The sequence below is a fragment of the Auraticoccus monumenti genome, from assembly GCF_900101785.1.
Lineage (GTDB): Bacteria > Actinomycetota > Actinomycetes > Propionibacteriales > Propionibacteriaceae > Auraticoccus > Auraticoccus monumenti.
Genome location: NZ_LT629688.1, coordinates 3,604,466 through 3,627,715 on the forward strand (window position 1 = coordinate 3,604,466; position 23,250 = coordinate 3,627,715).

General features: G+C 73.3%; 21 protein-coding genes. 3 read left to right on the forward strand and 18 right to left on the reverse strand.

Features of this window, described 5'->3' with window-relative positions; genetic code table 11:
* Nucleotides 1-33: 33 nt before the first annotated feature.
* Both BLT52_RS16705 and BLT52_RS16710 read left to right on the forward strand, forming a co-directional pair.
* Nucleotides 34-1,551 (forward strand): TldD/PmbA family protein, encoded by a 1,518-nt coding sequence (locus BLT52_RS16705; RefSeq protein WP_090595119.1) that lies wholly within the window; start codon nucleotides 34-36, stop codon nucleotides 1,549-1,551.
* Nucleotides 1,551-2,954 carry a metallopeptidase TldD-related protein gene (locus BLT52_RS16710; RefSeq protein ID WP_090595120.1) on the forward strand — a complete coding sequence of 468 codons (1,404 nt, stop codon included), beginning with the start codon at nucleotides 1,551-1,553 and terminating at the stop codon, nucleotides 2,952-2,954. The genes BLT52_RS16705 and BLT52_RS16710 overlap by 1 nt, the downstream gene beginning before the upstream one ends.
* Before the next feature lie 12 nt (nucleotides 2,955-2,966).
* Here BLT52_RS16710 and BLT52_RS16715 read toward each other — a convergent pair whose 3' ends face one another.
* The 8 genes from BLT52_RS16715 to BLT52_RS16750 form a co-directional block, all read right to left on the reverse strand.
* Nucleotides 2,967-3,611 carry a hypothetical protein gene (locus BLT52_RS16715; RefSeq protein ID WP_090595122.1) on the reverse strand — a complete coding sequence of 215 codons (645 nt, stop codon included), beginning with the start codon at nucleotides 3,609-3,611 and terminating at the stop codon, nucleotides 2,967-2,969.
* 86 nt (nucleotides 3,612-3,697) lie between these two features.
* Nucleotides 3,698-6,784: a DEAD/DEAH box helicase gene (locus BLT52_RS16720; protein WP_090596974.1), complete on the reverse strand. Its 3,087-nt coding sequence runs from the start codon at nucleotides 6,782-6,784 to the stop codon at nucleotides 3,698-3,700.
* An 89-nt stretch (nucleotides 6,785-6,873) separates the two neighbouring features.
* Entirely contained in the window at nucleotides 6,874-7,803 is a 930-nt protein-coding gene (locus tag BLT52_RS16725) for a diacylglycerol/lipid kinase family protein (protein WP_231946364.1), read from the reverse strand.
* 5 nt (nucleotides 7,804-7,808) lie between these two features.
* The gene (gene tatC, locus BLT52_RS16730) at nucleotides 7,809-8,663 is read right to left on the reverse strand and encodes a twin-arginine translocase subunit TatC (protein WP_090595124.1); all 855 of its coding nucleotides are present in this window, start codon (nucleotides 8,661-8,663) and stop codon (nucleotides 7,809-7,811) included.
* Nucleotides 8,664-8,673: 10 nt separating this feature from the next.
* Nucleotides 8,674-8,961: a twin-arginine translocase TatA/TatE family subunit gene (locus BLT52_RS16735; RefSeq protein ID WP_331712568.1), complete on the reverse strand. Its 288-nt coding sequence runs from the start codon at nucleotides 8,959-8,961 to the stop codon at nucleotides 8,674-8,676.
* A gap of 99 nt (nucleotides 8,962-9,060) precedes the next feature.
* The gene (locus tag BLT52_RS16740) at nucleotides 9,061-9,291 is read right to left on the reverse strand and encodes a hypothetical protein (protein WP_157677189.1); all 231 of its coding nucleotides are present in this window, start codon (nucleotides 9,289-9,291) and stop codon (nucleotides 9,061-9,063) included.
* Complete coding sequence (locus BLT52_RS16745; RefSeq protein WP_090595128.1) at nucleotides 9,288-10,373, reverse strand: helix-turn-helix transcriptional regulator; 1,086 nt, start codon at nucleotides 10,371-10,373, stop codon at nucleotides 9,288-9,290. The genes BLT52_RS16740 and BLT52_RS16745 overlap by 4 nt, the downstream gene beginning before the upstream one ends.
* Nucleotides 10,370-11,365 carry a helix-turn-helix transcriptional regulator gene (locus tag BLT52_RS16750; protein WP_090595130.1) on the reverse strand — a complete coding sequence of 332 codons (996 nt, stop codon included), beginning with the start codon at nucleotides 11,363-11,365 and terminating at the stop codon, nucleotides 10,370-10,372. Before BLT52_RS16750 ends, BLT52_RS16745 begins: the two co-directional genes overlap by 4 nt.
* A 183-nt stretch (nucleotides 11,366-11,548) precedes the next feature.
* On the opposite strand from BLT52_RS16750, the gene BLT52_RS16755 reads away from it, so the two are divergent.
* On the forward strand, nucleotides 11,549-13,849 hold the full coding sequence (locus BLT52_RS16755) for a rhamnogalacturonan lyase (protein WP_172804070.1): 2,301 nt from the start codon (nucleotides 11,549-11,551) through the stop codon (nucleotides 13,847-13,849).
* 78 nt (nucleotides 13,850-13,927) lie between these two features.
* On the opposite strand, the gene BLT52_RS16760 is transcribed toward BLT52_RS16755, so the two are convergent.
* The 10 genes from BLT52_RS16760 to BLT52_RS16805 form a co-directional block, all read right to left on the reverse strand.
* On the reverse strand, nucleotides 13,928-15,019 hold the full coding sequence (locus tag BLT52_RS16760; RefSeq protein WP_231946366.1) for an FKBP-type peptidyl-prolyl cis-trans isomerase: 1,092 nt from the start codon (nucleotides 15,017-15,019) through the stop codon (nucleotides 13,928-13,930).
* A gap of 50 nt (nucleotides 15,020-15,069) precedes the next feature.
* Entirely contained in the window at nucleotides 15,070-16,452 is a 1,383-nt protein-coding gene (gene pafA / locus BLT52_RS16765) for a Pup--protein ligase (RefSeq protein WP_231946367.1), read from the reverse strand.
* Between the two features lie 31 nt (nucleotides 16,453-16,483).
* A complete protein-coding gene (locus BLT52_RS16770) occupies nucleotides 16,484-17,242 on the reverse strand; it encodes a pseudouridine synthase (protein ID WP_090595133.1) in 759 nt (252 codons plus the stop codon).
* Nucleotides 17,239-18,006 carry an SMC-Scp complex subunit ScpB gene (gene scpB / locus BLT52_RS16775; RefSeq protein ID WP_231946368.1) on the reverse strand — a complete coding sequence of 256 codons (768 nt, stop codon included), beginning with the start codon at nucleotides 18,004-18,006 and terminating at the stop codon, nucleotides 17,239-17,241. The genes BLT52_RS16770 and scpB overlap by 4 nt, the downstream gene beginning before the upstream one ends.
* Entirely contained in the window at nucleotides 17,999-18,919 is a 921-nt protein-coding gene (locus BLT52_RS16780) for a segregation and condensation protein A (protein ID WP_090595134.1), read from the reverse strand. The genes scpB and BLT52_RS16780 overlap by 8 nt, the downstream gene beginning before the upstream one ends.
* Nucleotides 18,916-19,257: a hypothetical protein gene (locus tag BLT52_RS16785; protein WP_090595136.1), complete on the reverse strand. Its 342-nt coding sequence runs from the start codon at nucleotides 19,255-19,257 to the stop codon at nucleotides 18,916-18,918. The genes BLT52_RS16780 and BLT52_RS16785 overlap by 4 nt, the downstream gene beginning before the upstream one ends.
* On the reverse strand, nucleotides 19,242-20,141 hold the full coding sequence (locus BLT52_RS16790) for a ParA family protein (protein ID WP_090596981.1): 900 nt from the start codon (nucleotides 20,139-20,141) through the stop codon (nucleotides 19,242-19,244). Before BLT52_RS16790 ends, BLT52_RS16785 begins: the two co-directional genes overlap by 16 nt.
* Nucleotides 20,142-20,401: 260 nt before the next feature.
* Nucleotides 20,402-20,953: a hypothetical protein gene (locus tag BLT52_RS16795; protein ID WP_090595137.1), complete on the reverse strand. Its 552-nt coding sequence runs from the start codon at nucleotides 20,951-20,953 to the stop codon at nucleotides 20,402-20,404.
* Nucleotides 20,950-22,107, reverse strand: coding sequence for an ABC transporter ATP-binding protein (locus BLT52_RS16800; protein WP_172804071.1), 1,158 nt, complete (start codon nucleotides 22,105-22,107; stop codon nucleotides 20,950-20,952). The genes BLT52_RS16795 and BLT52_RS16800 overlap by 4 nt, the downstream gene beginning before the upstream one ends.
* Nucleotides 22,104-23,234, reverse strand: coding sequence for an ABC transporter ATP-binding protein (locus BLT52_RS16805; RefSeq protein ID WP_090595140.1), 1,131 nt, complete (start codon nucleotides 23,232-23,234; stop codon nucleotides 22,104-22,106). The genes BLT52_RS16800 and BLT52_RS16805 overlap by 4 nt, the downstream gene beginning before the upstream one ends.
* Nucleotides 23,235-23,250 lie beyond the last annotated feature (16 nt).

Here is a 23,250-nt window from a genome sequence, read left to right on the forward strand (position 1 = left end):
CAGGATCCCCACCCTGCCCACTACGCTGCCGACATGGCCGTCCTGGACCCCACGTTCACCGCCCTCCCCCTCGACGAGCTGGCCGACGCGGCCCTCAGCCGGGCCCGTGACCTCGGGGCCGAGCACGCCGACGTCCGGGTGGAGCGCATCCTCGAGTCCGAGACCGTCTTCCGCGACGCCCGGCTGGAGCGCAGCACCGGCGACACGGTGCTGGGCATGGCGGTGCGGGTGGTGCACCGCGGCTGCTGGGGCTTCGCCGCCGGCATCACGCTGACCGCGGAGGGTGCCCGGACGCTGGCCTCGCAGGCGGTGACCACGGCCACCGTCTCGGCCGCCCTCAGCGCGGAGGCGGTGCGGCTGGCCGAGGAGCCGGTGCACCGCCTGGAGCACGTCTCGGAGTACGAGCTGAACCCCTTTGAGGTCCCCGAGGCGGAGAAGCAGGCGCGGCTGGCCGACCTGAGCGAACGGCTGCTGGCTGCCGACGGGGTGCACCACGCCGACGCCCGGGTGCACGCGGTCCAGGAGAACAAGTTCTACGCCGACACCGCCGGCACCCGCACCGTGCAGCAGCGGGTGCGGATCCACCCCGAGCTGACCGCCACCACCGTCGCCGCCGGCGGCTTCTCGACCATGCGGACGCTGGCCCCGCCGGTGGGCCGGGGCTGGGAGTACCTGACCGGCACCGGCTGGGACTTCGACGCCGAGGTGGCCGAGCTGCCCGAGCTGCTGGCCGAGCACGTGAAGGCGCCCTCGGTGCAGCCCGGCTCGCTGGACCTGGTGATCGACCCCACCAACCTGTGGCTGACCATCCACGAGTCGGTGGCCCACGCCACCGAGCTGGACCGGGCGCTGGGCTACGAGGCCGCCTACGCCGGGACGTCCTTCGCCACGCCCGACCAGCTGGGCACGCTGCGCTACGGCAGCGAGGTGATGCACGTGACCGGGGACCGGGTCACCCCGCACGGTCTGGCCACCATCGCTGTGGACGACGAGGGCGTGGCCGGGCAGTCCTTCGACATCGTCCGCGACGGCACCCTGGTCGGGTACCAGCTCAACCGCCAGATGGCGCGCCAGATGCAGGACGCCTCCGGCGGGAGCGGCGGCGGCCGCTCCAACGGCTGCGCCTTCGCCGACTCCCCCGGCCACATCCCGCTGCAGCGGATGCCCAACGTCTCCCTGCAGCCGGGGGCGGAGGACCTGTCCACGTCGGACCTCATCAGCCGGGTCGAGGACGGCCTCTACGTGGTCGGCGACAAGTCCTGGTCGATCGACATGCAGCGCTACAACTTCCAGTTCACCGGGCAGCGCTTCTACCGGATCAAGGAGGGCCGGCTGGCCGGGCAGGTCCGCGACGCGGCCTACCAGGCCACCACCACCGACTTCTGGCGCTCGATGGAGGCCGTCGGTGGCCGCTCCACCTACCGCCTCGGCGGTGCGATGAACTGCGGCAAGGGCCAGCCCGGGCAGGTCGCCTCGGTGTCCCACGGGTGTCCGTCGGCGCTCTTCCGCGGCGTGAACGTCCTCAACACCCGCTCCGAGGGAGGCCTGTGATGACCACCACCACGACCGTCGACCCGGCCGCGCTGGTCGAGACCGCCGTCGCCGCGCTGGCCCCGCACCAGGGGTCGGTGGTGCTGGACGACTCCACCGGGGCCAACCTGCGCTGGGCCGCCAACTCGCTGACCACCAACGGCCAGATGCACCAGCGCCGGATGACCGTGATCGCCCACGTGGAGGTCGCCGACGGGCTGGCCGTGGGCATCGCCTCCGCGCCGGTGGTGGCCGTCGAGGACGTCACCGACCTGGTGGGACGGGCCGTCGCCGCCGGGCGCAGCTCGGGCCCGGCCGAGGACGTCGTCGTCCTGGTCACCGGGGAGCCGGCGCCGGGCTGGGAGGAGGGCGCGGCCGGCGGCGGGATCGAGGTCTTCGCCCAGCTGGCCCGCGGGCTGGGTGAGGAGCTCACCCGGGCGCGCGGCGGCGGCGAGCGCTGGTACGGCTTCGCCGAGCACGTCGTCACCACCACCTGGCTGGGCACCACCGCCGGGGTGCGTCGCCGCAGCGTGGACCGGATGGGCCGGATCGAGGTGAACGCCAAGACCGACGCCGGCCAGGACGGGAGCCGCGGCGCCTCGGCCTGGGTCGGGCAGTCCTACCAGCACCCCGACGAGGTGGACGTGCACGCCCTGGCTGCGGAGCTGCAGCGCCGGATCGGCTGGTCCGCCCGCACCGTCGACCTGCCGGCGGGCCGTTACGAGACGCTGCTGCCGCCCTCGGCGGTGGCCGACCTGCTGATCTACGCCTACTGGACGATGTCGCGCCGCGACGCCGAGGAGGGGCGCAACGTCTACGCCGGCGAAGCCGGTCGCACCCGGATCGGCGAGCGGCTCAGCACGCTCCCCCTCACCCTGGCCTCCGACCCGGGCGCCCCGGGCATGGAGGGTCCGGACTTCGCCGTGGTCCGTTCCCCCCAGTCGGGGATGACGTCGGCCTTCGACAACGGGGCGCCGGTCGGGCGGGTGGAGTGGTTGCGCGAGGGTGTGCTCGAGGAGCTGGTCGCCCCCCGCGCCTCGGCCGGGGACGAGGTCCGCTTCCCCACCGACAACCTGGTCGCCGACGCCGGCGGCACCGCGACCCTGGAGGAGATGATCGCCGCCACCGAGCGCGGGCTGCTGCTGACGTGCCTGTGGTACATGCGTGAGGTGGACCCGGAGACGCTGCTGCTGACCGGGCTGACCCGTGACGGGGTCTACCTGGTGGAGGACGGGGAGGTGGTGGCCCAGGTCAACAACTTCCGGTTCAACGAGTCCCCGGTCGACCTGCTGCGCCGCGCCACCGAGGCCTCGGTCAGCGAGCGCACCCTGTGCCGGGAGTGGAACGACTGGTTCACCCGCACGGTGGTGCCGGCCCTGCGGGTCCCCGACTTCAACATGTCGACGGTCTCCCAGGCCTCCTGAGCGGGGCCCCGCTCAGCGCTCGAGGGTGAGCACCTGGTTCACCATGGTGTTGCCGCTGGAGACGGTGGCCTCGTCGTCGTCGCACTCCAGCGTGGTGCTGCCGGTGGGGACGATGGTGGCCAGGAAGTGCCCCAGGGGCATCCCGTGGTCGGCCATGCCCTCCGGGAGCTCCAGCTCGACCCGACCGTCGGAGTCCTGCACCGAGAAGCGGACCCCCTCGGCGGTGACGTCGACGCTCCCCTCGGCGTGACCGTCCAGCGTCAGCTCGGCCTCCTTGGTGCCGACCCGCACGGTGACCGCCTCGTCGTCGTCGCTGTGCAACCACCACGAGCCGTCGCCGAACTCCAGCCTGACGTCCCCGCCCTCACCCTCGGTGGTGACCGAGGAGTCGGCCTCGATGGCGAAGGAGGCCATCCGCCAGCTGCCCTCCAGGCAGTCCAGGGCCTGCTGCAGCTCGGCGTCGGCCACGACGCCCCCGTCGCGGGTCCCTGTCGCCGTGGCAGCGGGCGTGCCCCGGTCGGTGGGTGCGGGGGCGGTCACGGGGCTGGACGCCGGGGCCGTCGCCACGGGGTCGGGGCCGGCGGCCTGGCCCGGGGTGCAGGCGGTGGCCGCACCGAGGGCGGCGACGCCGAGCAGCAGACCGATCCGTGCTCGCACCAGGTCCCCCTCCCGCCCGGCCCGCGCCGGTCCGTGTCCTCCTCGTCACGTTACCGACCGGCGACAAAGCCCACGGGCGAACGGGTTCAGTCCTCCCGCACCGGGCCGTCGCGCCCGTCGAGGTCGGTCGACCGGTTCCCGCCCGTGGCGTGCCCGGTCCGGCCCTGGACCAGCTCGACGTCCTCCGAGCCGTCCTCGACCAGCACCGCGTCCGGCGCACCGCCGTCCGGCTCCACGTCCTCGCGGCCCTCGACGTCCGCCTCGTCGTCGGCGTCGTCCTCGGCGTCGTCCTCGACCAGCTCCTCCTCGTCGGGGACGAAGGCGACCACGCCGCGACGCATCTGCCGCACCGCGTCCCGGCAGGTGGCCCGCAGCCGCGGGTCGGTGGTGGCCGAGCCGACCTGGTCGGCCAGGTCCATCACCTGCCGGACCCAGCGGACGAAGTCCCCCGCGGGCAGGCCGGTCAGGTCGAGCACCTCGGCCAGCGGACGTCCGGCCGTCCAGTGGTGGGCGGCGCGGGCGAAGCCGATGTCGGGCTCGGGGCCGCGGTCCAGACGGGCGTCGCGCTCCAGCAGGCTGACCTCGCGCCAGGTGGCGCGGACGCGGACCATGACCTCCTCGGTCTCGGCGTCGGGCATCCGCGGCCGGTACCGGGTGCCGTCGGAGCGCCGGGTCTCGAAGACCAGGCTGGAGAGCACCGCGGCCAGCTGCGGGGCGCTGAGCCCGGCCAGGACACCACCGCGGATGCACTCGGCGGTGACCAGGTCGAGCTGGCTGTAGATCCGCGACAGCACCCGTCCGGCGTCGCTGACCCGCCAGTCGTCGAGGTCGGCGTCGGGACGCCCGGGCGGTGGCGCCAGGTGGCCCAGCGCCGCCAGCACCTGGCAGATGCGGTCGAACTGGCTGGCGATGCCGCTGGTGCGCCGTCTGACCCGGCCCTCGATCTGGGTGTTCTCCCGCTCCAGCCGCACCGCCTTCTCCGCCAGCCGGGCGTGGGCCTCCCGGTCGGGGCAGCGGTGGCAGGGGTGGGCCTGCAGCCGGGCGCGCAGCTCGTCGATGCGCTCGCGCGTCTCCGCGTCCAGGGCCCCGCGCCGGTACTGCTGCGGGTCGGGGTCGATCTCGGCCAGCCGCGAGGCCAGCGCCGCCGACAGGGAGCGCCGGGCCGCGGCCTCCTTGACGTCGAAGTGCTTGGGCACCCGCACCCGGCCGACCACCACGGTCGGGGTGGGGAAGTCGACCAGGCTGAGCCGGCGCACGTGCCGCTCCTCGGTCATCACCGTCGGCGTGGGGTCGGTGCGGTCCCGGCGGGTCCCGGGGTCGATCACCACGGCCCAGCCGGCCGAGCGACCGGCCGGCACCCGGATCAGGTCCCCGGGCTTGAGCTCCAGCAGGGCCTGCACCGACTCCGCCCGCTTGTCGGCCTTCCGCTCCCGGGCGGCGGCCGCCTCCAGCTGCGCCACCTCCTCGCGGAGTCGCGCGTACTCGGCGAAGTCGCCGCGCTCGCAGGAGGCCCGCTCCATCAGCTCCGCCGCCTGGCGCCGGTTGCGGGCCTGGTTGCGGGCCATCCCGACGACCGCGCGGTCGGTCTGGAACTGGGCGAAGGACTGCTCCAGCAGCTCGCGCGCCCGGGCCCGGCCGACGGCGCCGACCATGTTGACGGCCATGTTGTAGGTGGGCCGGAAGGAGGAGCGCAGCGGGTAGGTCCGGCGCGAGGCCAGCCCGGCCACCGCCCGCGGGTCCAGACCGGGGGCCCACTGGACCACCGCGTGGCCCTCGACGTCGATGCCACGCCGCCCGGCGCGGCCGGTCAGCTGGGTGTACTCCCCCGGCGTGATGTCGGCGTGGGTCTCGCCGTTGAACTTGACCAGCTTCTCCAGCACGACGCTGCGGGCGGGCATGTTGATGCCCAGGGCGAGGGTCTCGGTGGCGAAGACCACCTTCACCAGGCCCCGCACGAAGGCCTGCTCGACGCACTCCTTGAAGGCGGGCAGCATGCCCGCGTGGTGGGCCGCGATCCCCCGCAGCAGCGCCTCCACGAAGCCGTCCCAGCCCAGGGCGTCGCGGTCGGCCGGGGACAGCCCGGCGGCGTGGGCCTCGGCGATGTCGAGGATCGCGCTGCGCTCCACCCCGCTGGTCAGGCTGACCCCGCTGCCCAGCAGCTGCTGCACCGCGCCGTCGCACCCGGCGCGGCTGAACACGAAGACGATGGCCGGCAGCAGCCGGGCGCGCTCCAGGGCGCGGACCATCATGGCCCGGCTGGGCACCAGGCCGGAGCGTTCCCCACCGCGGGGGTGCGAGGCCCCGCCGAAGGCTCCGGAGCCGTAGCCGGCGTTCTTCTTGCCCTTGCCGCTGCGACCCCGGGGCCGACGGGCGTCGTCGCGGGTGGAGCGGGTCTCCCCCTTGGCGATCCGCAGCAGCCGGGGGTTGACCTCGGGCCGCCCGGTCGGGGCGCCGGGGTCGGTGATCGCGGTCGGGGCGACGTCGTCGAAGAGGTCGACCAGGTCACGGCCGGCCAGCACGTGCTGGTAGAGCGGGACCGGACGGCGCTCGGAGACCACCAGCGCCATCTCCCCGCGGACCTCGGCCAACCACTCCCCGAACTCCTCGGCGTTGCTCACCGTGGCCGACAGCGCCACCACCTGGACCGACTCGGCCAGGCCGATGATGACCTCCTCCCAGACGGGGCCGCGGAAGCGGTCGGCGAGGTAGTGCACCTCGTCCATCACCACGTAGCCGAGGCCGTCCAGGGTGCGGGAGCCGGCGTAGATCATGTTGCGCAGCACCTCGGTGGTCATCACCACCACCGGTGCCTCGGCGTTGTGGCTGGTGTCGCCGGTCAGCAGCCCGACGTTCTCCGCCCCGTGCCGGCGGACCAGGTCGGCGTGCTTCTGGTTCGACAGCGCCTTGATCGGGGTGGTGTAGAAGGCCTTCCGCCCCTGCAGCAGGGCCAGGTGGACCGCGAACTCCCCCACGATGGTCTTGCCGGCGCCGGTGGGTGCGGCGACCAGGACGCCGGAGCCGGACTCGACGTGCCGGCAGGCCTCGAGCTGGTAGTCGTCGAGGCTGAAGGGGAAGCTGTCGGCGAAGTCGGCCAGGGCCGGGCTCTGCCGCCGCTCGCGGAAGCGGGCGAACCGCTCGCTGGGGCTGAGCTCCTCGGCGGGGTCGGTCAGCATCTCCGGGCGCTCGCTCACCGTCCCAACCTACGACCCCGTCCCAGCCCGGCCCCGCCAGGGCGCGCGCGGCCGAGGTACGAAGCGGCCCGTCAGCCGCCGAGCAGGGTCAGCGCGCCGGGCACGGACTCCACCACGAGCGGGGTCGGGCCCAGCGGCTCCCCGTCGCCCATGGCCACCAGGTCCTCCCCCAGCACCTCCACCCGGCTGGCCCGGGTCCGCTCGATCGCGGGGTGGCGGACGAAGGAGCCGCCGAACATCAGCGGCAGCATGGCCAGCAGCGTCGGACGCGAGACCGGGTGCACGATCGTGACGTCGAGCAGCCCGTCGCGGGGATCGGCATCGGGGCAGATGTTCATGCCGCCGCCGAAGAAGCCGCCGTTGCCCACCGCGACCAGCATCGCGTCGAGCTCGCGCGGGCGGCCGTCCAGGCTGAGCCGGTAGCTCAGCGGGGTGAAGGTCGCCAGCTCGGCCAGGGCGGCCACGGCGTAGCGCAGGGACCCCTTGGGCCGGCTCATCGCGTTGGCCCGGCGGTTGACCCGGGCGTCGAAGCCGGAGGCGACCACGCTGCCCACCCAGGCCTGGGTCGCGCCGTCCTCCAGTGCGCCGCTGACCCGCAGCGCGTCCACCCGGACCGTCCTGCCGGGGTCGATCGCGCGGGCGGCGGGGACGGCGCCGCGGGAGTCCACCCCGTAGCCGCGGCACATGTCGTTCCCGGTGCCCGCGGGCAGCAGCCCCAGGGGGACGTCGGTGCCGGCGCAGGCGTTGACGCCGAGGTGCATCATGCCGTCCCCGCCCATCACGAGCAGGCAGTCGCCGCGTCCGTCGGCGGCCCGGGCCGCGTCCACGGCGTCCGAACAGGCCTCGCGGGCCTGCGGGAACCCCGCCGTCTCGAGCACCGCGATCCGGTGCCCGGGGAGGGCGGGGGCCAGGACGCTGAGCACCTCGGGGAGGCGACGCCCGGCCCGGCCCTTGCCGGCGCTCGGGTTGACCACGAGGGTGGCCACCGGCAGGTCGGGCACGCGGCTCAGGCGGCGATCTCGGGCACGGGGTCGCGCTCGGCGGTGACGCTGCGACGACCACGACGCTTGTCGTTGGCGTGGCAGACGGCCTCGGCGATGATGTAGAGCACCGTGAGCGGGATGGCCAGCGCGAGCATCGAGAACGGGTCGGTGCTGGGGGTGGCCAGCGCCCCCACGACGAAGGACCCGAAGATCACGAAGGTGCGGGCCTGGGCCAGCTGGGTGGCCTTGACCACGCCCATGATGTTCAGCGCCACCACGACCACGGGCAGCAGGAACGCCACGCCGAACACGACCATCATCTGCATGATGAAGCTGAGGTAGTCGTTGCCGTCGATCAGGTTGGTGGTGCCGTCGACGGTGAACGCCAGCATCACCGCCATCGCCTTGGGCATCAGCAGGTACGCCAGACCGACGCCCCCCAGGAACAGCGGGGTGGAGCTGGCGATGAAGGCCATCGCGGCCTTCTTCTCCTTGGCCAGCAGCGCCGGGGCGATGAAGGCCCACAGCTGGTAGAGCCAGATCGGCGCGGAGAAGATCAGACCGGCGAACGCGGAGATCTTCAGGGCGAGCAGGAACGGCGCGGCGATCCCGGAGTTCACCAGCTCGATGTTGGCCTCCGGCCGGTCGGCCAGCACCATGTCGGCCGCCTCGTTGTACGGGTAGGCGATCAGGCCGTAGAGCCGCTGGAAGAAGAACGCGCAGACGATCGAGATGATCGTCACGGCGACCACGGCGATGATCAGCCGGTACCGCAGCTCACGCAGGTGGTCCCAGATCGACATGGTGCCGTCCGGGGTGGCCGGGGGCGGCTTGAGCCAGTCGAAGGAGACCCGGCGTCCCCGCAGAGTCAGTGCCATCGCTCAGGCGTCAGACGTCGCGACGGGGCTCGGTGCGGGGCTCGACGACCTCGGCCTCGACGACGTCCTCGCGGGCGGTCGTCGGGTGGGTGGGGTCGACGGGCGCCGTGGCGGCAGGACGCTCGTCCTTGCTGCCGCGGAGGCTCTGGGTCTCCTCCTTGAACTCACGGATCGCCTTGCCGGTGCCCTTGCCGATACCGGCCAGGCGGGAACCACCGAAGATCAGCAAGGCCAGGGCCACCACGATCAGGATCAGCACCTCGGGGCCGCCGGGGAGACCGAACGCCATCGGAGTCATCATCATCAGTCCTCTTTGGTCGTTGTGCGGCTCCGGTCGTCGGAACCACGCTGCCACTCTACGTCGGGTCGCCGGGTGCGACCACGACCTGGACGGCGCTCAGGGCTGCCGTCGTCCAGCACTGGTTCGTCGCCGCAGGGCTTCCAGATCGGTCTGGTCGGGGACGGTCTGGATCTTCTCGGCCAGCAGGGCCAGCTGGACGGCCTGGCGACCCAGCTTGGTCACCTCCGACCACAGCTCCTCGCCCCGACGCCACAGGTAGACCGCCCACAGCGCCAGGGCGCCGAGGAGCAGCAGCACGCCGCCTCCGATGATCAGCACCCACATCATGGCCGCGACCCTAGCCGCTCCGCGCCGCCGGCGTCCGCTCCGTCCCCGGTCCCGACGGCGCCGCCCCCGCGGTCCCCCGCCGGGACGTCCGCCGGCGGCTCCCCGGCGCCCGGGAGGTCCTCGCCCCAGACGTGCCGGTACAGCGCGAGGGTCTCCTCGGCCGCGCGGAGCGCGGAGTCCGCGGCCTCCGGGGGGTCCAGCACGCGGGCCGCGTCGCCCAGCTGGAGCAGCAGCGAGCGCAGCCAGGCCGGGTCCGAGACGGGCAGCGTGGCCCGCAGGGTGCCGTCCTCCCCCACCGGCTCAACGGCCTGCACCGGGTGGTACTCCGCCACCCAGGCCGCAGGGGGCCGGAGCTCCAGCGTCACCGCACCGACCCCGGACAGGGCCTCCAGCCAGCCGGCCGGCTGCTCGGGGTGCGGGCCGTGGTCCTCGGCCGGCGCACCGGTGGGGTGGACCTCGGCGATCCGGTCCAGCCGGAAGGTGCGCCAGGCCCCGCGGTCGAGGTCGAAGGCCTCCAGGTAGGCCACCCCGTCGCGGATGCTGACCCGCACCGGGTCGACCCGGCGTCGAGTGGTCTGCTCGGGCGTGTCGTAGACCAGCTCCAGCCGGTGCTGCCCGCCCACCGCCTGGTTGACGGTGTCGCGGACCAGGTCGCCGGCGGACTCCACCGAGACGCTGACCCGCTCGGCCAGCTCGTGCACCGACCCGGCCACGTGCTGCAGCTTGGCCAGCGCGGAGTCGACCACGGCCAGCACGTCCCCGGCGGCCACCTCCCGCAACGAGCGCAGCCCGAGCACCAGGCCGAGGGCCTCGTCGGGGGTGAAGCGCAGCGGTCGGGAGAGGTACTCGGCGTTGCTCAGGTGGATGGTGCCCTGCCCGTCGACGGCGTCCATGTCGATCTCGATCAGGTCACCGGGCATCAGGCCGGGCAGGCCGCACATGTAGAGCACCGACAGGTCCCCGCGGAGCTGCCGGGGCGTGATGCCGAAGGTGCTGGCGGTCTCGGTGAGGCTGGCGCCCTCGTGGGCGAGCAGGTAGGGCACCAGCGCGAGCAGGCGCTGGACCTGCTGGGAGGAGGTCACGCCGGTTGCTCCTGCCTCTGCCCGGCCGGGACCAGGCCGCCCAGGTGCTGTAGCACCCGGGTGCGCACGGCGGCCGGCTCCAGCACCACCACGTCGGGCCCGAAGGAGGCGACCTCGGTGACGAAGGCACCCTCGTCGCCGTACCCCACCCGCCAGGCCTCGTAGCCAGGACCGAGCCGCTCGGGCAGCGGCTCCTCGCTGCGGCGCCCGCGCCGTCGCAGCCGCGGTGCCCGCTCGGCGCGCACGGCCAGCAGCGCCTCCCCCGTCGCCGGCGCCGGCTCCAGGCTGCGGGCCAGCGCGCGGACGTCGACGTCCGCGGGGACCTCGAAGGCGTCCGGGCCGGCCACCACCTCGGGCTCACCGAGGATCCGCGACATCTTGAACATCCGGGTGGCGCCGCGGTCGACGTCGTGGCCCAGCACGTACCAGCGGCCCTTGTTGGAGGTGACGCCCCAGGGCTGCAGGGTGCGGCGCCCGCCCGGGCCGGTGCCGCGGCGGCGGTAGTCGAAGGCCACCACCGAGCGGGTCAGGACCGCCTGCCAGAGCACCTCGAAGGCGCCCTCGCGGGCCACCACCGTGGGGCTCATGGTGGCGATCCGGCTGGAGTCGGTCTCGACGCCGGCGGCTCGCAGCTTGGCCCAGGCGCTCTGGGCCGAGGAGGCCATCCGGGCCTGCTGCCAGCTCTGCGCGGCCAGGGCCACCACCGCGGCCTCGTCGGCGTCGAGCTCGATCGAGGGCAGCTCGAAGTCGGTCCGTGGGATCCGGTAGCCGAGCTCGTCGTCGAAGTAGGTCGAGTTGCTGCCGGTCTCCACCGGCACGCCCATGGCCCGCAGCTCGTCCTTGTCGCGCTCGAAGGTGCGCTCGAAGGCGCTGTCGGAGAGCCCGCGGTAGCCCTCGACGACCTGTCTGATCTGGTCCTTGGCCAGGAAGCGCCGGGTGGCCAGGAGGCAGATGGTCAGATTCAGGATGCGCTCTGACTTCCGCGGGGCCATGGCGGGGACAGTACCAGCGCGCCGAGGGCGTCGGCCGAGCGCCACGGGACCGTCCGGAGCGGAGCGGACCGGCTGGCGGCAGGTGGCTCCGCACCGTTCCCCGACGGGGTTCCCAAACGGCCGGCGGCGGGGTAGAAAGGGTTTTCTCAGCCCTGACACGTTGCAACGACGCACGGAGGACCGATGACCCGACCCACGTCCCGACGCCTGGCCACGGCCGCCCTCGCCGGGTTGGCCACCCTCGCCCTGGTGGCCACCGGCACTCCCCCGGCCGACGCCCGACCCAGCGCACCGGGGGCCCAGCTCGAACAGCTCGACCGCGGCCTGGTGGCCGTGCCCACCAGCGAGGGGGTGCACCTCAGCTGGCGCCTCCTCGGGCCGGAGGTGACCGGCACCTCCACCACCGGGGTCACCGGTGCCGACTTCGCCGTCTACCGCGGCGGGGAGCGGATCGCCACCGTCACCGACTCCACCAACTTCCTCGACGCCGGGGGCGGCGACGGCTCCCGCTACCGCGTGGTACCCGTGGTGGACGGCCGCGAGGGCCGGCCCAGCCGGGTCGTCACCCCCTGGGCGGAGGCCTACGGCGAGCTCCCGCTGCAGCGCCCCGCCGACGGCGTCACCCCCGCCGGGGAGGCCTACACCTACGCGGCCAACGACATGTCCGTGGCCGACCTGGACGGCGACGGCGAGCTCGAGCACGTGGTGAAGTGGGACCCCTCCAACGCCAAGGACGTCTCGCAGGTGGGCTACACCGGCCCCACCTACCTCGACGCCTACGAGCCCGACGGCCGCCTGCTCTGGCGGATCGACCTCGGCGTCAACATCCGCTCCGGCGCCCACTACACCCAGTTCCCGGTCTTCGACTTCGACGGCGACGGCCGGGCCGAGCTGATGGTGAAGACCGCCCCCGGGACCACGGTCCAGCGCTTCGACAGCCGCGGCCGGATGGTCTCCGAGCGCGCCGTCCCGATCCCGGCCGAGGACCGCGCCGCCGGGGTCAGCCCCGACGACGACTACCGGATGAGCGCCGCGGACTACGCCGCCCACCTGCAGGAGGTGCTGGCCGGCTGGTCCGAGCGCGAGGAGGTCGTCTCCGGGCAGTGGCCCGCGACCCTGGAGGAGGCCTGGGGCATCGCCCCGCGCTGGGAGTACCCGCTGTCCGAGGCCGACGCGAAGGCGGCCACCGACTACTTCATCGACGTCTACGCCCCGGGCCGCAGCAGCCGCAACCAGCTCCGCGCCTTCGAGGGCTTCGTGCTCGACGGCCCGGAGTACCTGACCGTCTTCGACGGCCGCTCCGGCAACCCGCTGGAGACCGTGGACTACGAGCCCGGGCGCGGTGACGACGGGCTGCTGTGGGGCGACTACGCCTACTCCCGGATCGAGCCCGGCAACCGGGTCGACCGCTTCCTGGCCGGGGTGGCCTACCTCGACGGCCAGCGCCCCTCGGCGGTGTTCGCCCGCGGCTACTACACCCGCAGCACCCTGCGCGCCTACGACTGGGACGGCCGCTCCCTGACCACCCGCTGGGCGGTGGACAGCGGGCACGTGCCGCTGACCAACCCGTTCGCCGACGGACCGCACGGGCGCGACGGCACCGACCCCGAGTTCGGCACCCTCACCACCCAGGGCTTCCACTCGATGTCGGCCTCCGACGTCGACGCCGACGGGCGGCAGGAGGTCGTCTACGGCTCGGCCACCATCGACGACGACGGCTCGCTGCTCTACTCCTCCTTCGACACCCTGCCGGCCGGGAGCGCCGACCCCGGCGCCCGGGCGCGCCTGGGCCACGGTGACGCGATGCACGTCACCGACCTGGACCCGGCGCGCGAGGGGCTGGAGATCTGGACGGTGCACGAGGGCGGCGCCAGCGCGCCCTACGGCTCGGCCATGCGCGACGCCGCCACCGGCGAGGTCCTGTTCGGGGCCTACTCCGGCCGCGACACCGGCCGCGGCATGGTGGGCGACGTCCGTCCCGACGTGCCCGGCACCGAGGTCTGGGCCTCGATGCCCGGCGGCACCGACGGCAGCGGCCTGCTGGACGCCCGCGGCCGACGGCTCGAGACCGGCACCCCCGGCACCAACCAGAGCGTGCGCTGGGCGGCGGACGGGACCACCCAGCTGGTGAACGGCTCGGGTGGCCAGACGCCCACCATCGACGACTGGCGCCGCGGCCGGCTGCTGACCCTGGACGGCACCCGCACCAACAACGGCACCAAGGGCAACCCGTCGCTGGTGGCCGACGTGCTGGGTGACTGGCGCGAGGAGGTGCTGGTCCGCACCGCCGACTCCTCCGCGATCCGCATCTACACCAGCACCGAGCTGACCGACCTGAAGCTGTACACGCTGCTGCACGACCCGCAGTACCGCGTCGAGGTGGCCCGGCAGAACACCGCCTACAACCAGCCGTCCCACCCCGGCTTCCACCTGGGTGCCGACACCGACTGGACCCGGGTGCCGCTGCCGCCGAACGCCGGCTGAGCGGACCCCGCACGCACGACCGCCCCGTCCCGGCAGCAGCCGGGGCGGGGCGGTCGTGGTGTCAGGTGCGGGTCGGGCTCACTGCCCGGGCTGGGCGAACAGGATGTCCACCACGTAGACCATGGTCTGGCCCGGGGCGATGCTCGGGGTCGGGTTGCCGTCGGGGAAGGCCTTCTCCGGGGGCACCACCAGCAGCACCCGGCTGCCCACCTTCTGGCCCACCAGGCCCTCCTGCCAGCCGGGGATCAGCGAGGACAGCGGCCCGGTCTCGGGCTCGGCGGCGAAGCTGTTCTGCACCACCTCCCCGCCGTCCCAGACCACGCCCTGGTAGTCGACGGTGATGACGTCGGTGGCGGTGACCTCCTGGCCCTCGCCCTCGATCAGCGGCTGGACCACGAGCTCGGCCGGCGGCTCGGTGTCGGGGACCTCCACGGTGGGCTCGTCGACGGGGCCGGAGACGGTGGGCAGACCCTCACGCGGCTCGACCTCCTCGCCCTCGGGGCCCTCGAGCTGGGTGGCGACCACGTCGACGACGAAGATCAGCGTGTCGCCGAGCTCGATGCCCGCCTGCGGGTTGCCGCCGGAGGAGTCGTAGCCGTCCTCGCCGGGCATGGCGATCAGCACGCGGCTGCCCACCTTCTGCCCGTCCAGGCCCTTGGAGAAGCCGGGGACGACCTGGTTGAGCGGGAACACGGCGGTCTGGCCACGCTCGAAGGACTGGTCGAAGACCTCTCCGGTGCGGGCGTTCACGCCGTAGTAGTTCACCTCGGCGGTGCTCTCGGTGGTGAGGGCGGTGCCGTCGCCCTCCGACAGGACCTTCGTCCGGGTCTGGTCGACCGCCCACGGGGCGTCCACCTCGACCTCGGGGGCCTCGCCGAAGTCACCGGTCACCGTGATGGCGTCCAGGTCGTCGGAGGGCTCGACGGGCTCGGGGGTGGGGCTGGGGCTGGCCGAGGCGCTCGGGCTGGCGCTCTCGCTGGGGGCCGCGGTGGCGCTCTCGCTGGGGTCCGGGGAGGGGACGGCCTCCGGCTCCTCGGTGCCGCAGGCCGTCAGGGCCAGCAGCGGGAGCAGGGCCGAGACGGCGGCGGCCCGCGCGAGTCGGCCGCGTGCGGCACTCCTCGGTCGGGGGGCGGTCAACGGTCGGGGGGGCGTCGGGCTGGTCCTGGGCACCGGTGAAACATACCCGAGGCGTAGGACCGGCCCCTGCCGCCGAGCGGGGCTCAGCCGTCCTCGCGGCGCCCCATGGCGGCGATCAGCCGGTCGACCCGCTCGTCGGTGCTGACGAAGGGGTCGCGGCACAGGATGGTGCGCTGGGACTGGTCGTTGAGCTTCAGGTGCACCCAGTCCACGGTGTACTCCAGCCCGTGCTCTCGGGCGGCGGTGACGAACTGCCCGCGCAGCCGCGCCCGGGTGGTGGACGGCGGCTCGGTGGTGGCGCGCTCGACCTCGTCGGGGCTGGTGAGCCGCACCGCGGCGCCCCGCCTCTCCAGCAGCCGGAAGAGGCCGCGGTCGGGGTCGATGTCGTGGTAGGCGAGGTCGATCTGCGCCAGCCGGGGGTCGTCCGGGGCGAGGTGGTCCCGGTCGGCGTAGCGGCGCAGCAGCCGCCGCTTGATGGCCCAGTCGATCTCGGTCTCGATGTCCTCCACCCGGTCGGACTCGATGGCCGCCAGGGCCCGCTGCCACAGGTCGAGCACCCGGCGGAGGTCCTCGCCGGGGTCCATCTCGGCCGCGACGTGGCGCTGCACCGCCTCCAGGTAGGCCTGCTGCAGGGCCAGCCCGGTGGTGGTGCGACCGTTGGCCAGCACCACCTCCGCGCGCCCGGTCGGGTCCCGGCTGATGTCGCGCAGGGCTCTGATCGGGTTCTCCAGGGCCAGGTCGCGCATCACCACGCCGTCCTCGACCAGACGCAGCACCAGCTCCAGGCTGCCCACCTTGAGCAGCGTGGTGGTCTCGCTCATCGTGGAGTCCCCGACGATGACGTGCAGCCGCCGGTAGCGCTCGGGGTCGGCGTGGGGCTCGTCGCGGGTGTTGATGATGGGACGGCTGCGGGTGGTGGCGGAGGAGACCGACTCCCAGATGTGCTCGGCGCGCTGGCTGAGCGCGTACCCGCTGCGGGGGCCGTCGCGGATGATCCGCCCGGCCCCGCAGACCAGCTGGCGCGAGACCAGGAAGGGCACCAGCAGGTCGGTGTAGCGGTGGAAGTCCCCCTCGCGGGAGATCAGGTAGTTCTCGTGGCAGCCGTAGGAGTTGCCGTGGCTGTCGGCGTTGTTCTTGAACAGGTAGATCTGGGCGTCCACGCCCTCCTCGGCCAGCCGCTCGCGGGCGTCGGCGGCCAGCCGGGACACCACCAGCTCACCGGCCCGGTCGTGGGCGACGAGCTGGTGCAGGTCGTCGCACTCGGCGGTGGCGTACTCGGGGTGGGAGCCGACGTCGAGGTAGACCCTGGCCCCGTTGGAGAGGAAGACGTTGCTGGAGCGCCCCCAGCTGACCACGGTGCGGAACAGGTAGCGAGCCACCTCGTCGGGGTTGACCCGGCGACCGGTCCGGCTGGTCGAGGCCACGCCGAACTCGGTCTCCAGGCCGTAGATGCGCCGGCTCAGCACCGCCGGCCACCGTCCCCGCCGAGGTCCACCGTCACATCCCGACCAGGTCGAGCAGCTTGCCCAGCTCCTCGCGGGTCAGCTCGCGCAGCTCCCCCACCGGCAGCCGGCCCAGGCGCACCGGGCCGATCGCGATGCGGGAGAGCTGGTTGACCGGGTGCCCCACGGTGTCCATCATCCGCCGCACGATGCGGTTGCGGCCCTCGTGCAGGGTCACCTGCAGCATGCTGCGGCTGCCCGTCGTGGAGACCAGCCGGACGGCGTCGGGCTTCACCGGCCCGTCGTCCAGGGTGACGCCCTTCTCCAGCCGGCGCACGATGCGGGCGTCCACCACGCCCTCGACCTCGGCCAGGTAGGTCTTGGGCACCTTCCAGGACGGGTGGGTCATCCGGTGCGCGAACTCGCCGTCGTTGGTCAGCAGGATCAGGCCCTCGGTGTCGGTGTCCAGGCGCCCGACGTGGAAGACGCGCTCCTTGCGCCGTCCCAGCAGGTCGTCCAGGGTCCGCCGCTCCAGCGGGTCGTCCATGGTGGAGACCACGCCGCGGGGCTTGTTGACCACCAGGTAGACGTGGTGGCGGGCCGGTGGGACGCGGGCGCCGTCCACGCGGATGACGTCGTTGGCCGGGTCGACCCGCAGGCCCTGCTCCATCACCACCGAGCCGTTGACCTCCACCCGGCCCTCGTGGATCAGGTTCTCGCTGGCCCTCCGGGAGGCGAAGCCGGCCCGGGCCAGAACCTTCTGCAGGCGGACCCCCTGCTGCTCGTCGGTCTGGTCCTCGTCCTTGCCGCTCACGGCTGCTCCTCGGGGTCGTCGTCGGGTGGTGCGGAGGTGGCCGCCTCGTCGGTGGGCACGTCCTCGTCGGTGGGCACGTCGTCGTCGGTGGGCACGTCGTCGTCGGCGGGCAGGGGCTCGGCCACCGGACCGGGGGTGGCGAGCTGGCCCAGCTCGGCCTCCAGCGCGCTGGCGTCGGGCAGGTGCGGGGCGAGGTCGGGCAGCTGGTCCAGCGACTCCAGCCCGATCCGCTCCAGGAACGTCTCGGTGGTCCGGAACACGACGGCCCCGGTGACCGGGTCCTGCCCGGCCTCCTCGATCATCTCCCGGGCGAGGAGCGTCCGCACCACACCGTCCACGTTCACCCCGCGCACCGCCGAGATCCGGGCCCGCGAGATCGGCTGCAGGTAGGCCACCACGGCCAGGGTCTCCAGCGCCGCCTGGGAGAGCCGGGACTGCTGGCCCTCCAGCACGGCCCGGGTGATCACCTCGGCGTGCTCGGGGCGGGTCCAGTAGCGCCAGCCCCCGGCCAGGTGGCGCAGCTCGAACCCGCGGCCGGTCTCGTCGTAGAACAGCTGCAGCTGGCGCAGGGTCTGCTCCACCACCTCCACCGGCACCTCGAGCACCTGGGCCAGGGTGAACGCGCTCAGCGGCTCGTCGGCCATCAGCAGCAGGGCCTCCACCGGGCCGGACAGCTCGCCGGCCAGCTCGGGGTGCACGGTCTGCCCCCCGGCAGGGTCCTCCCCCGCGGTGGACGCGGTCCCGGCGACGTCGTGCTCAGCCACGCGGGTCTCCTGCCTTCTCGTGGGCGCCGTCGCCGGCGGGAGGCGCGTCCTCCGGCGGTGTGCCGTCCTCGCGGACGGTGCCGTCGTCGAGGACGGGGGCCTCGTCGAACTCGTCGGAGATGTCCAGCTCACCGGAGTCGCTGCCCACCCAGCGGATGGTCAGCTCCCCCAGCGGGTCCACCTGCTCGAAGGCCACCGCGCGCTCGCGGTACAGCTCGAGCAGGGCGAGGAAGCGGGCCACCGTGGTCATCCGGTCCGCGTCCCCGGTGAGGCTGCGGAAGGTGATGGCGCGGGACCGCCGCAGCCTGGCCACGATCAGGGACGCCTGCTCCCGGACGCTGACCTGGGGCGCGTGCAGGTGCGCCAGGGACAGCTGCTGGATGGGTCGCGGCGTCATGGCGCGGGCGGCCAGCACGGCCAGCCGCTCCGGGCCGGAGGCGAAGGTCACCTCCGGCAGCAGCCGCGCGTAGCGGTCCTCCAGCCCACCGGGGCGTGGGAACCGGCGGCCCTGGTCGGTGAGGACGTCCTCCAGCCAGGCCGCCACCTGCTTGAAGGCGCGGTACTGCAGCAGCCGGGCGAAGAGCAGGTCGCGGGCCTCCAGCAGGGCCAGGTCCTCGGGGTCCTCGACCTCCCCCTGGGGCAGCAGCCGGGCGGCCTTCAGGTCCAGCAGGGTGGCTGCCACCAGCACGAACTGGCTGGTCTGCTCGAGGTCCCAGACGCTGCCGGCGGCCTTGATGTGGGCGATGAACTCGTCGGTGACCCGTGACAGGGCCACCTCGGTGACGTCCATCCGGTGCCGGGAGATCAGCTGGAGCAGCAGGTCGAAGGGGCCCTCGAAGTTGTCCAGGCGGACGTTGAAGGTGGGACGGCCCTCGGTGCCGGCCAGGCGGTCGGCGGTGGCCGACCTGCTCACGTGTCGCCGAGGCGCTGGACCAGGTCCGAGTCCGCGCCCCTCTCGGCGAGGTCGGCCAGGGCGGCGGCGATGGCGGCGCGCACGATGCGTCCCCGGTCCACCCCCAGCCGGTGCTCGGCCCGCAGCTGCAACCGGGCCTGCTCCAGCGCGACCAGCTCGTCGCTGCTGACGTAGACGGTGATCTTCTCGTCGTGGCGGACCCGCCCGGTGGCCTGGGGACCGGGTGCGGTGCGCGGCGACGCGGAGGCGGGTGATGCCGGTCCGGGGACCAGGTCCGGCACGCCCTGGGTGGGGCGGAACAGCTCCGAGGCGCCGGGCAGGTTCACTCGGCGCGGCATCGGGCCAGCACCTCCCGGGCGAGCGAGCGGTAGGCGGCGGCTCCCGGCGAGGAGGAGGCGTAGGTGGTGATCGGCTCCCCCGCCACGGTGGTCTCGGGGAACTTGATGGTGCGTCGGATCACGGTGTGGAACACGACGTCGCCGAAGGCCTGCACCACCCGCTCCAGCACCTCGCGGCTGTGCAGGGTGCGGGCGTCGTACATGGTGCCGAGGATGCCCATCAGGTTCAGCGACGGGTTCAGCCGGTCCTGCACCTTGGCGATGGTGTCGGTCAGCAGCGCCACCCCCCGCAGGGCGAAGAACTCGCACTCCAGCGGGACGACGACCTCGTCGCTGGCGGTCAGGGCGTTGACGGTGAGCAGCCCGAGGGAGGGGGCGCAGTCGATCAGGATGACGTCGTAGCGGTCGCGGACCCGGTCCAGCACCCGCTTGAGGGTCTGCTCCCGGGCCACCTCCGAGACCAGCTGCACCTCGGCGGCGGAGAGGTCGATGTTGGCCGGCAGCAGGTCCAGGCCCGGCACCACGGTGTCGGTGACCACCTCGTCGAAGGTGTGCTCGCGAGACATCAGCAGGTTGTAGACGCTGGCCTCGAGGGTGTGCGGGTTGACGCCCAGCCCGACCGAGAGCGAACCCTGCGGGTCGAAGTCGACCATCAGCACGCGTCGTCCGGTCTCGGCCAGCGCGGCGCCCAGGTTGATGGTCGAGGTGGTCTTGCCGACCCCGCCCTTCTGGTTGCACATGGCGATGATGGTGGCCCGCCGCGGGCCGGGGCCCGGGGGCGTGGGCTCGGGCAGCTCCGGCCAGGGGCGACCCGTCGGTCCGAGGGCGGCCGGCTGACCGGACGCGCTGGCGCGTCCCACCGCCGGCGCGGTCTCGAAGAGCAGGCTCTGCTGGCCAGCGGCCTGTGCGTGGTCCACGTGGTTCCTTCCGGGCGACACCAGAGGTCGAGGTTACCGCGACCGGGGCCGTGCCGGAGGCGGTCGTGCCCCGAGGGGTGCGCAGCGCCCCCCGGCTCAGGGGGCCACCGGCACCACGGCTGGCTCCCGGGTGAGAGCTCGTCGGTCCACGCCGCCGCCCGCGCCGAGGAGGGCGCCACGGCCGACCGGCCCACCGAGGAGTCGAGGTCGGGGAGGCGTCGTCGGCGCTACCCCTGCGCGTCGGGTCCGGTGCTGACCGCCGGGTCGGTGGCGAACCACAGCGCGTGCGGCAGCTGGAACGCGGTGAAGCAGTAGTTGCCCATCGGCAGCCAGTACGCGAACTCCTCGACGGTCGAGCCCTGGAAGGCGACGACGAACTGCCAGCGGTCGGCGCAGAGGGCCCAGACCCGACGCTTGCGGGTGGCGCCGTCCTCGGAGAAGGTGAAGGTCCGCTCGAGCCGGACGATGTTGTTGTACGTGGTGTCCGAGCTCGCCTCCACCACGACGTCGGGCAATTGGGCGACCCCGTCGTCGAAGCCCGCCCGCAGCGTCTCCAGGTCCTCGGCGAGCACGGCGACCCCGAGGTCGGTCACCGCCACCGCGAAGTACGTCGACTCGTCGTCGACCTCGGGCCGGACGATGACGCCGTCCAGGTCCAGGTCCAGGTCGGAGCGCACCCATCCCGACGGGTGCCGGAACTCGTAGCGGCCGTCCTCGTCGGTGAACGTGGTGATGCCGGAGAACCGCGGCCGCCCCACCCGGGCGCCCGGCCCGCTCACGGAGCGACCCCCTCGGCCGCGGACATCGGCCGGGCTCCGACCGGCGCGAACTGCTCGTCGCCGCGCCCGCCCACGACCGGGGACGGCACGACGGCCCCCTTGAGATGCAGCTCCTCGGCGAAGTGGCAGGCGGCCTGCCGCACCGTGCCGGTGGACGACCCGTCCTCCGCGAGCAGCGTCCGCAACGCCGGGGTCTCCTCGGAGCAGACCGGCTGGGCGTACGGGCAGCGGGTGTGGAAGTAGCACCCCGACGGCGGGTCGGCCGGGCTCGGCACGTCACCGGTCAGCGGCACGACCTCCGTCCGGTTGCGTGGGTCGGGCTGCGGCAGCGCCGACAGCAGCGCCTCGGTGTAGGGGTGCTTCGGGCTGTAGAAGAGCTCCTGGGTGGTGCCGATCTCGACGACACGACCGACGTACATCACCGCCACCCGGTCGGCGATGTGCTCCACCACCGACAGGTCGTGGGAGATGAACACGTAGGTCAGTCCCAGCCGCTCCTGCAGGTCCTCCAGCAGGTTGATGACCTGGGCCTGGACCGACACGTCCAGCGCCGAGACCGGCTCGTCGCAGATGATCAGGTCGGGGTCGAGCGCGATCGCGCGGGCGATCCCGATCCGCTGGCGCTGACCGCCGGAGAAGGCGTGCGGGTAGCGGCTCGCGTGCTCGGGCCGCAGACCCACCACGGTCAGCAGCTCGGCCACCCGGTCACGCAGGGCCTGGCCCTTGAGCACGCCGTTGATGACCAGCGGCTCGGCGATCAGCCGGCCGACGGTCATCCGCGCGTCGAGGGAGGCGAAGGGGTCCTGGAAGATGATCTGCATCCGCGGCCGGACCTGGTTCATCGTCTTCCGGTCCGCGGTCGCCAGGTCCACCGGTCCGAGCTCGGGGTGCCGGAACACCACCGTCCCACCGGTCGGCTCCTCGAGCCGGAGGATGGTGCGACCCGTCGTGCTCTTGCCGCAGCCGGACTCGCCGACCACCGCGAGCGTCTCGCCCTTGGCCACGGTGAGCGACACCCCGTCCACCGCCTTGACGTGGCCGATCGTGCGCCGCAGCATCCCGCCCTTGATCGGGAACCACTTCCGCAGGTCCGTCACCTCCAGCAGCGGCTCGGACTTCACGGGCTCGGGGCTCACCGTCTCGGTCATCGTCATCCCCTCGTGGTGGCCGGCGCCGCGAGCGCGGCCCGTCCCTCGTCGGTGTACAGGTGGCACTTCGCCCCGTGCGGGGTCGGGCCGGCGAGGAGTGCCTCGGCCGGGATGGTGTCGCGGCACACGTCGCCGAGGTAGTCCGGGCAGCGGGGGTGGAAGCTGCACCCCGTGACCTGGGTGTACGGGTCGGGGATCGAGCCCTTGATCACCTCGAGCGGTGTGTGCTCGGCCATGCCGATCCGCGGGATGGAGCGCAGCAGCGAGCGCGTGTAGGGGTGCTTGGGGTTGTAGAAGATCTCGTCCACCGACGCCCGCTCCACCACCTGGCCGAGGTACATCACGATGACCTCGTCGCAGAGCTGCGCCACGACACCCATGCTGTGGGTGATGAACATGATGGACATGCCGATCTCGTCCTTGAGCTTGCGCATCAGCGCCAGGATCTGGGCCTCGGTCGTGACGTCCAGCGCGGTCGTCGGCTCGTCGGCGATGAGCAGCGCGGGGTGGCAGGACATCGCCATCGCGATCATGGCCCGCTGCCGCATGCCACCGGAGAGCTGGTGCGGGTAGGACTTGGCGATCCGTTCGGGGTTGGGCATGCCGACCTGGCGGAGCATGTCGACCGCCTGCTGACGCGCCTTCTCCTTGTCCGGCGTCTGGTGCAGCAGGATCGCCTCCTCGATCTGCGACCCGACCGTGTACACGGGGTTGAGCGAGGTCATCGGCTCCTGGAAGATCATCGCGATCTCGGCACCGCGGATCGCCCGCATCGCTGCGCTGCGCGGGTTCAGCCGGGTGATGTCGACCCCGCCGGACGCCGTCACCGCGTCGTCCGCCCCGGCCCCGTCCTCGGCCAGCAGCTGCGACGTCGCCCTGTCGCCGCCCTGCCGGTGGAACTCGATCGAGCCGTTCGTGATCTTCCCCGGGTGCTCGATGATCTGCATGATCGCGCGGGCGGTGACGCTCTTGCCGCAGCCGCTCTCACCGACGATCCCGACCACCTTGCCGCGCGGGATGTCGAAGCTCACGCCGTTGAGCGCGCGGACCACGCCGAGGGTGGTCTTGAACTCCACCTGCAGGTCCTGGACCGAGACGATGACGTCCTCGGGGTGCTCGGTGCTCGTGGTCACGGTGTGCTTCTCCTTG

Bases quoted from the DNA above. Each gene is read 5' to 3' on its own strand.
- BLT52_RS16710 (WP_090595120.1), top strand. From the start codon at position 1,551: ATGACCACCACCACGACCGTCGACCCGGCCGCGCTGGTCGAGACCGCC.
- tatC (WP_090595124.1), bottom strand. From the start codon at position 8,663: ATGGCACTGACTCTGCGGGGACGCCGGGTCTCCTTCGACTGGCTCAAG.
- BLT52_RS16750 (WP_090595130.1), bottom strand. From the start codon at position 11,365: ATGGCCCCGCGGAAGTCAGAGCGCATCCTGAATCTGACCATCTGCCTC.
- BLT52_RS16785 (WP_090595136.1), bottom strand. From the start codon at position 19,257: ATGCCGCGCCGAGTGAACCTGCCCGGCGCCTCGGAGCTGTTCCGCCCC.
- BLT52_RS16735 (WP_331712568.1), bottom strand. From the start codon at position 8,961: ATGACTCCGATGGCGTTCGGTCTCCCCGGCGGCCCCGAGGTGCTGATC.
- BLT52_RS16705 (WP_090595119.1), top strand. From the start codon at position 34: ATGGCCGTCCTGGACCCCACGTTCACCGCCCTCCCCCTCGACGAGCTG.
- BLT52_RS16755 (WP_172804070.1), top strand. From the start codon at position 11,549: ATGACCCGACCCACGTCCCGACGCCTGGCCACGGCCGCCCTCGCCGGG.
- BLT52_RS16740 (WP_157677189.1), bottom strand. From the start codon at position 9,291: ATGATGTGGGTGCTGATCATCGGAGGCGGCGTGCTGCTGCTCCTCGGC.
- BLT52_RS16720 (WP_090596974.1), bottom strand. From the start codon at position 6,784: ATGCTGACCGACCCCGCCGAGGAGCTCAGCCCCAGCGAGCGGTTCGCC.
- BLT52_RS16800 (WP_172804071.1), bottom strand. From the start codon at position 22,107: ATGACGATGACCGAGACGGTGAGCCCCGAGCCCGTGAAGTCCGAGCCG.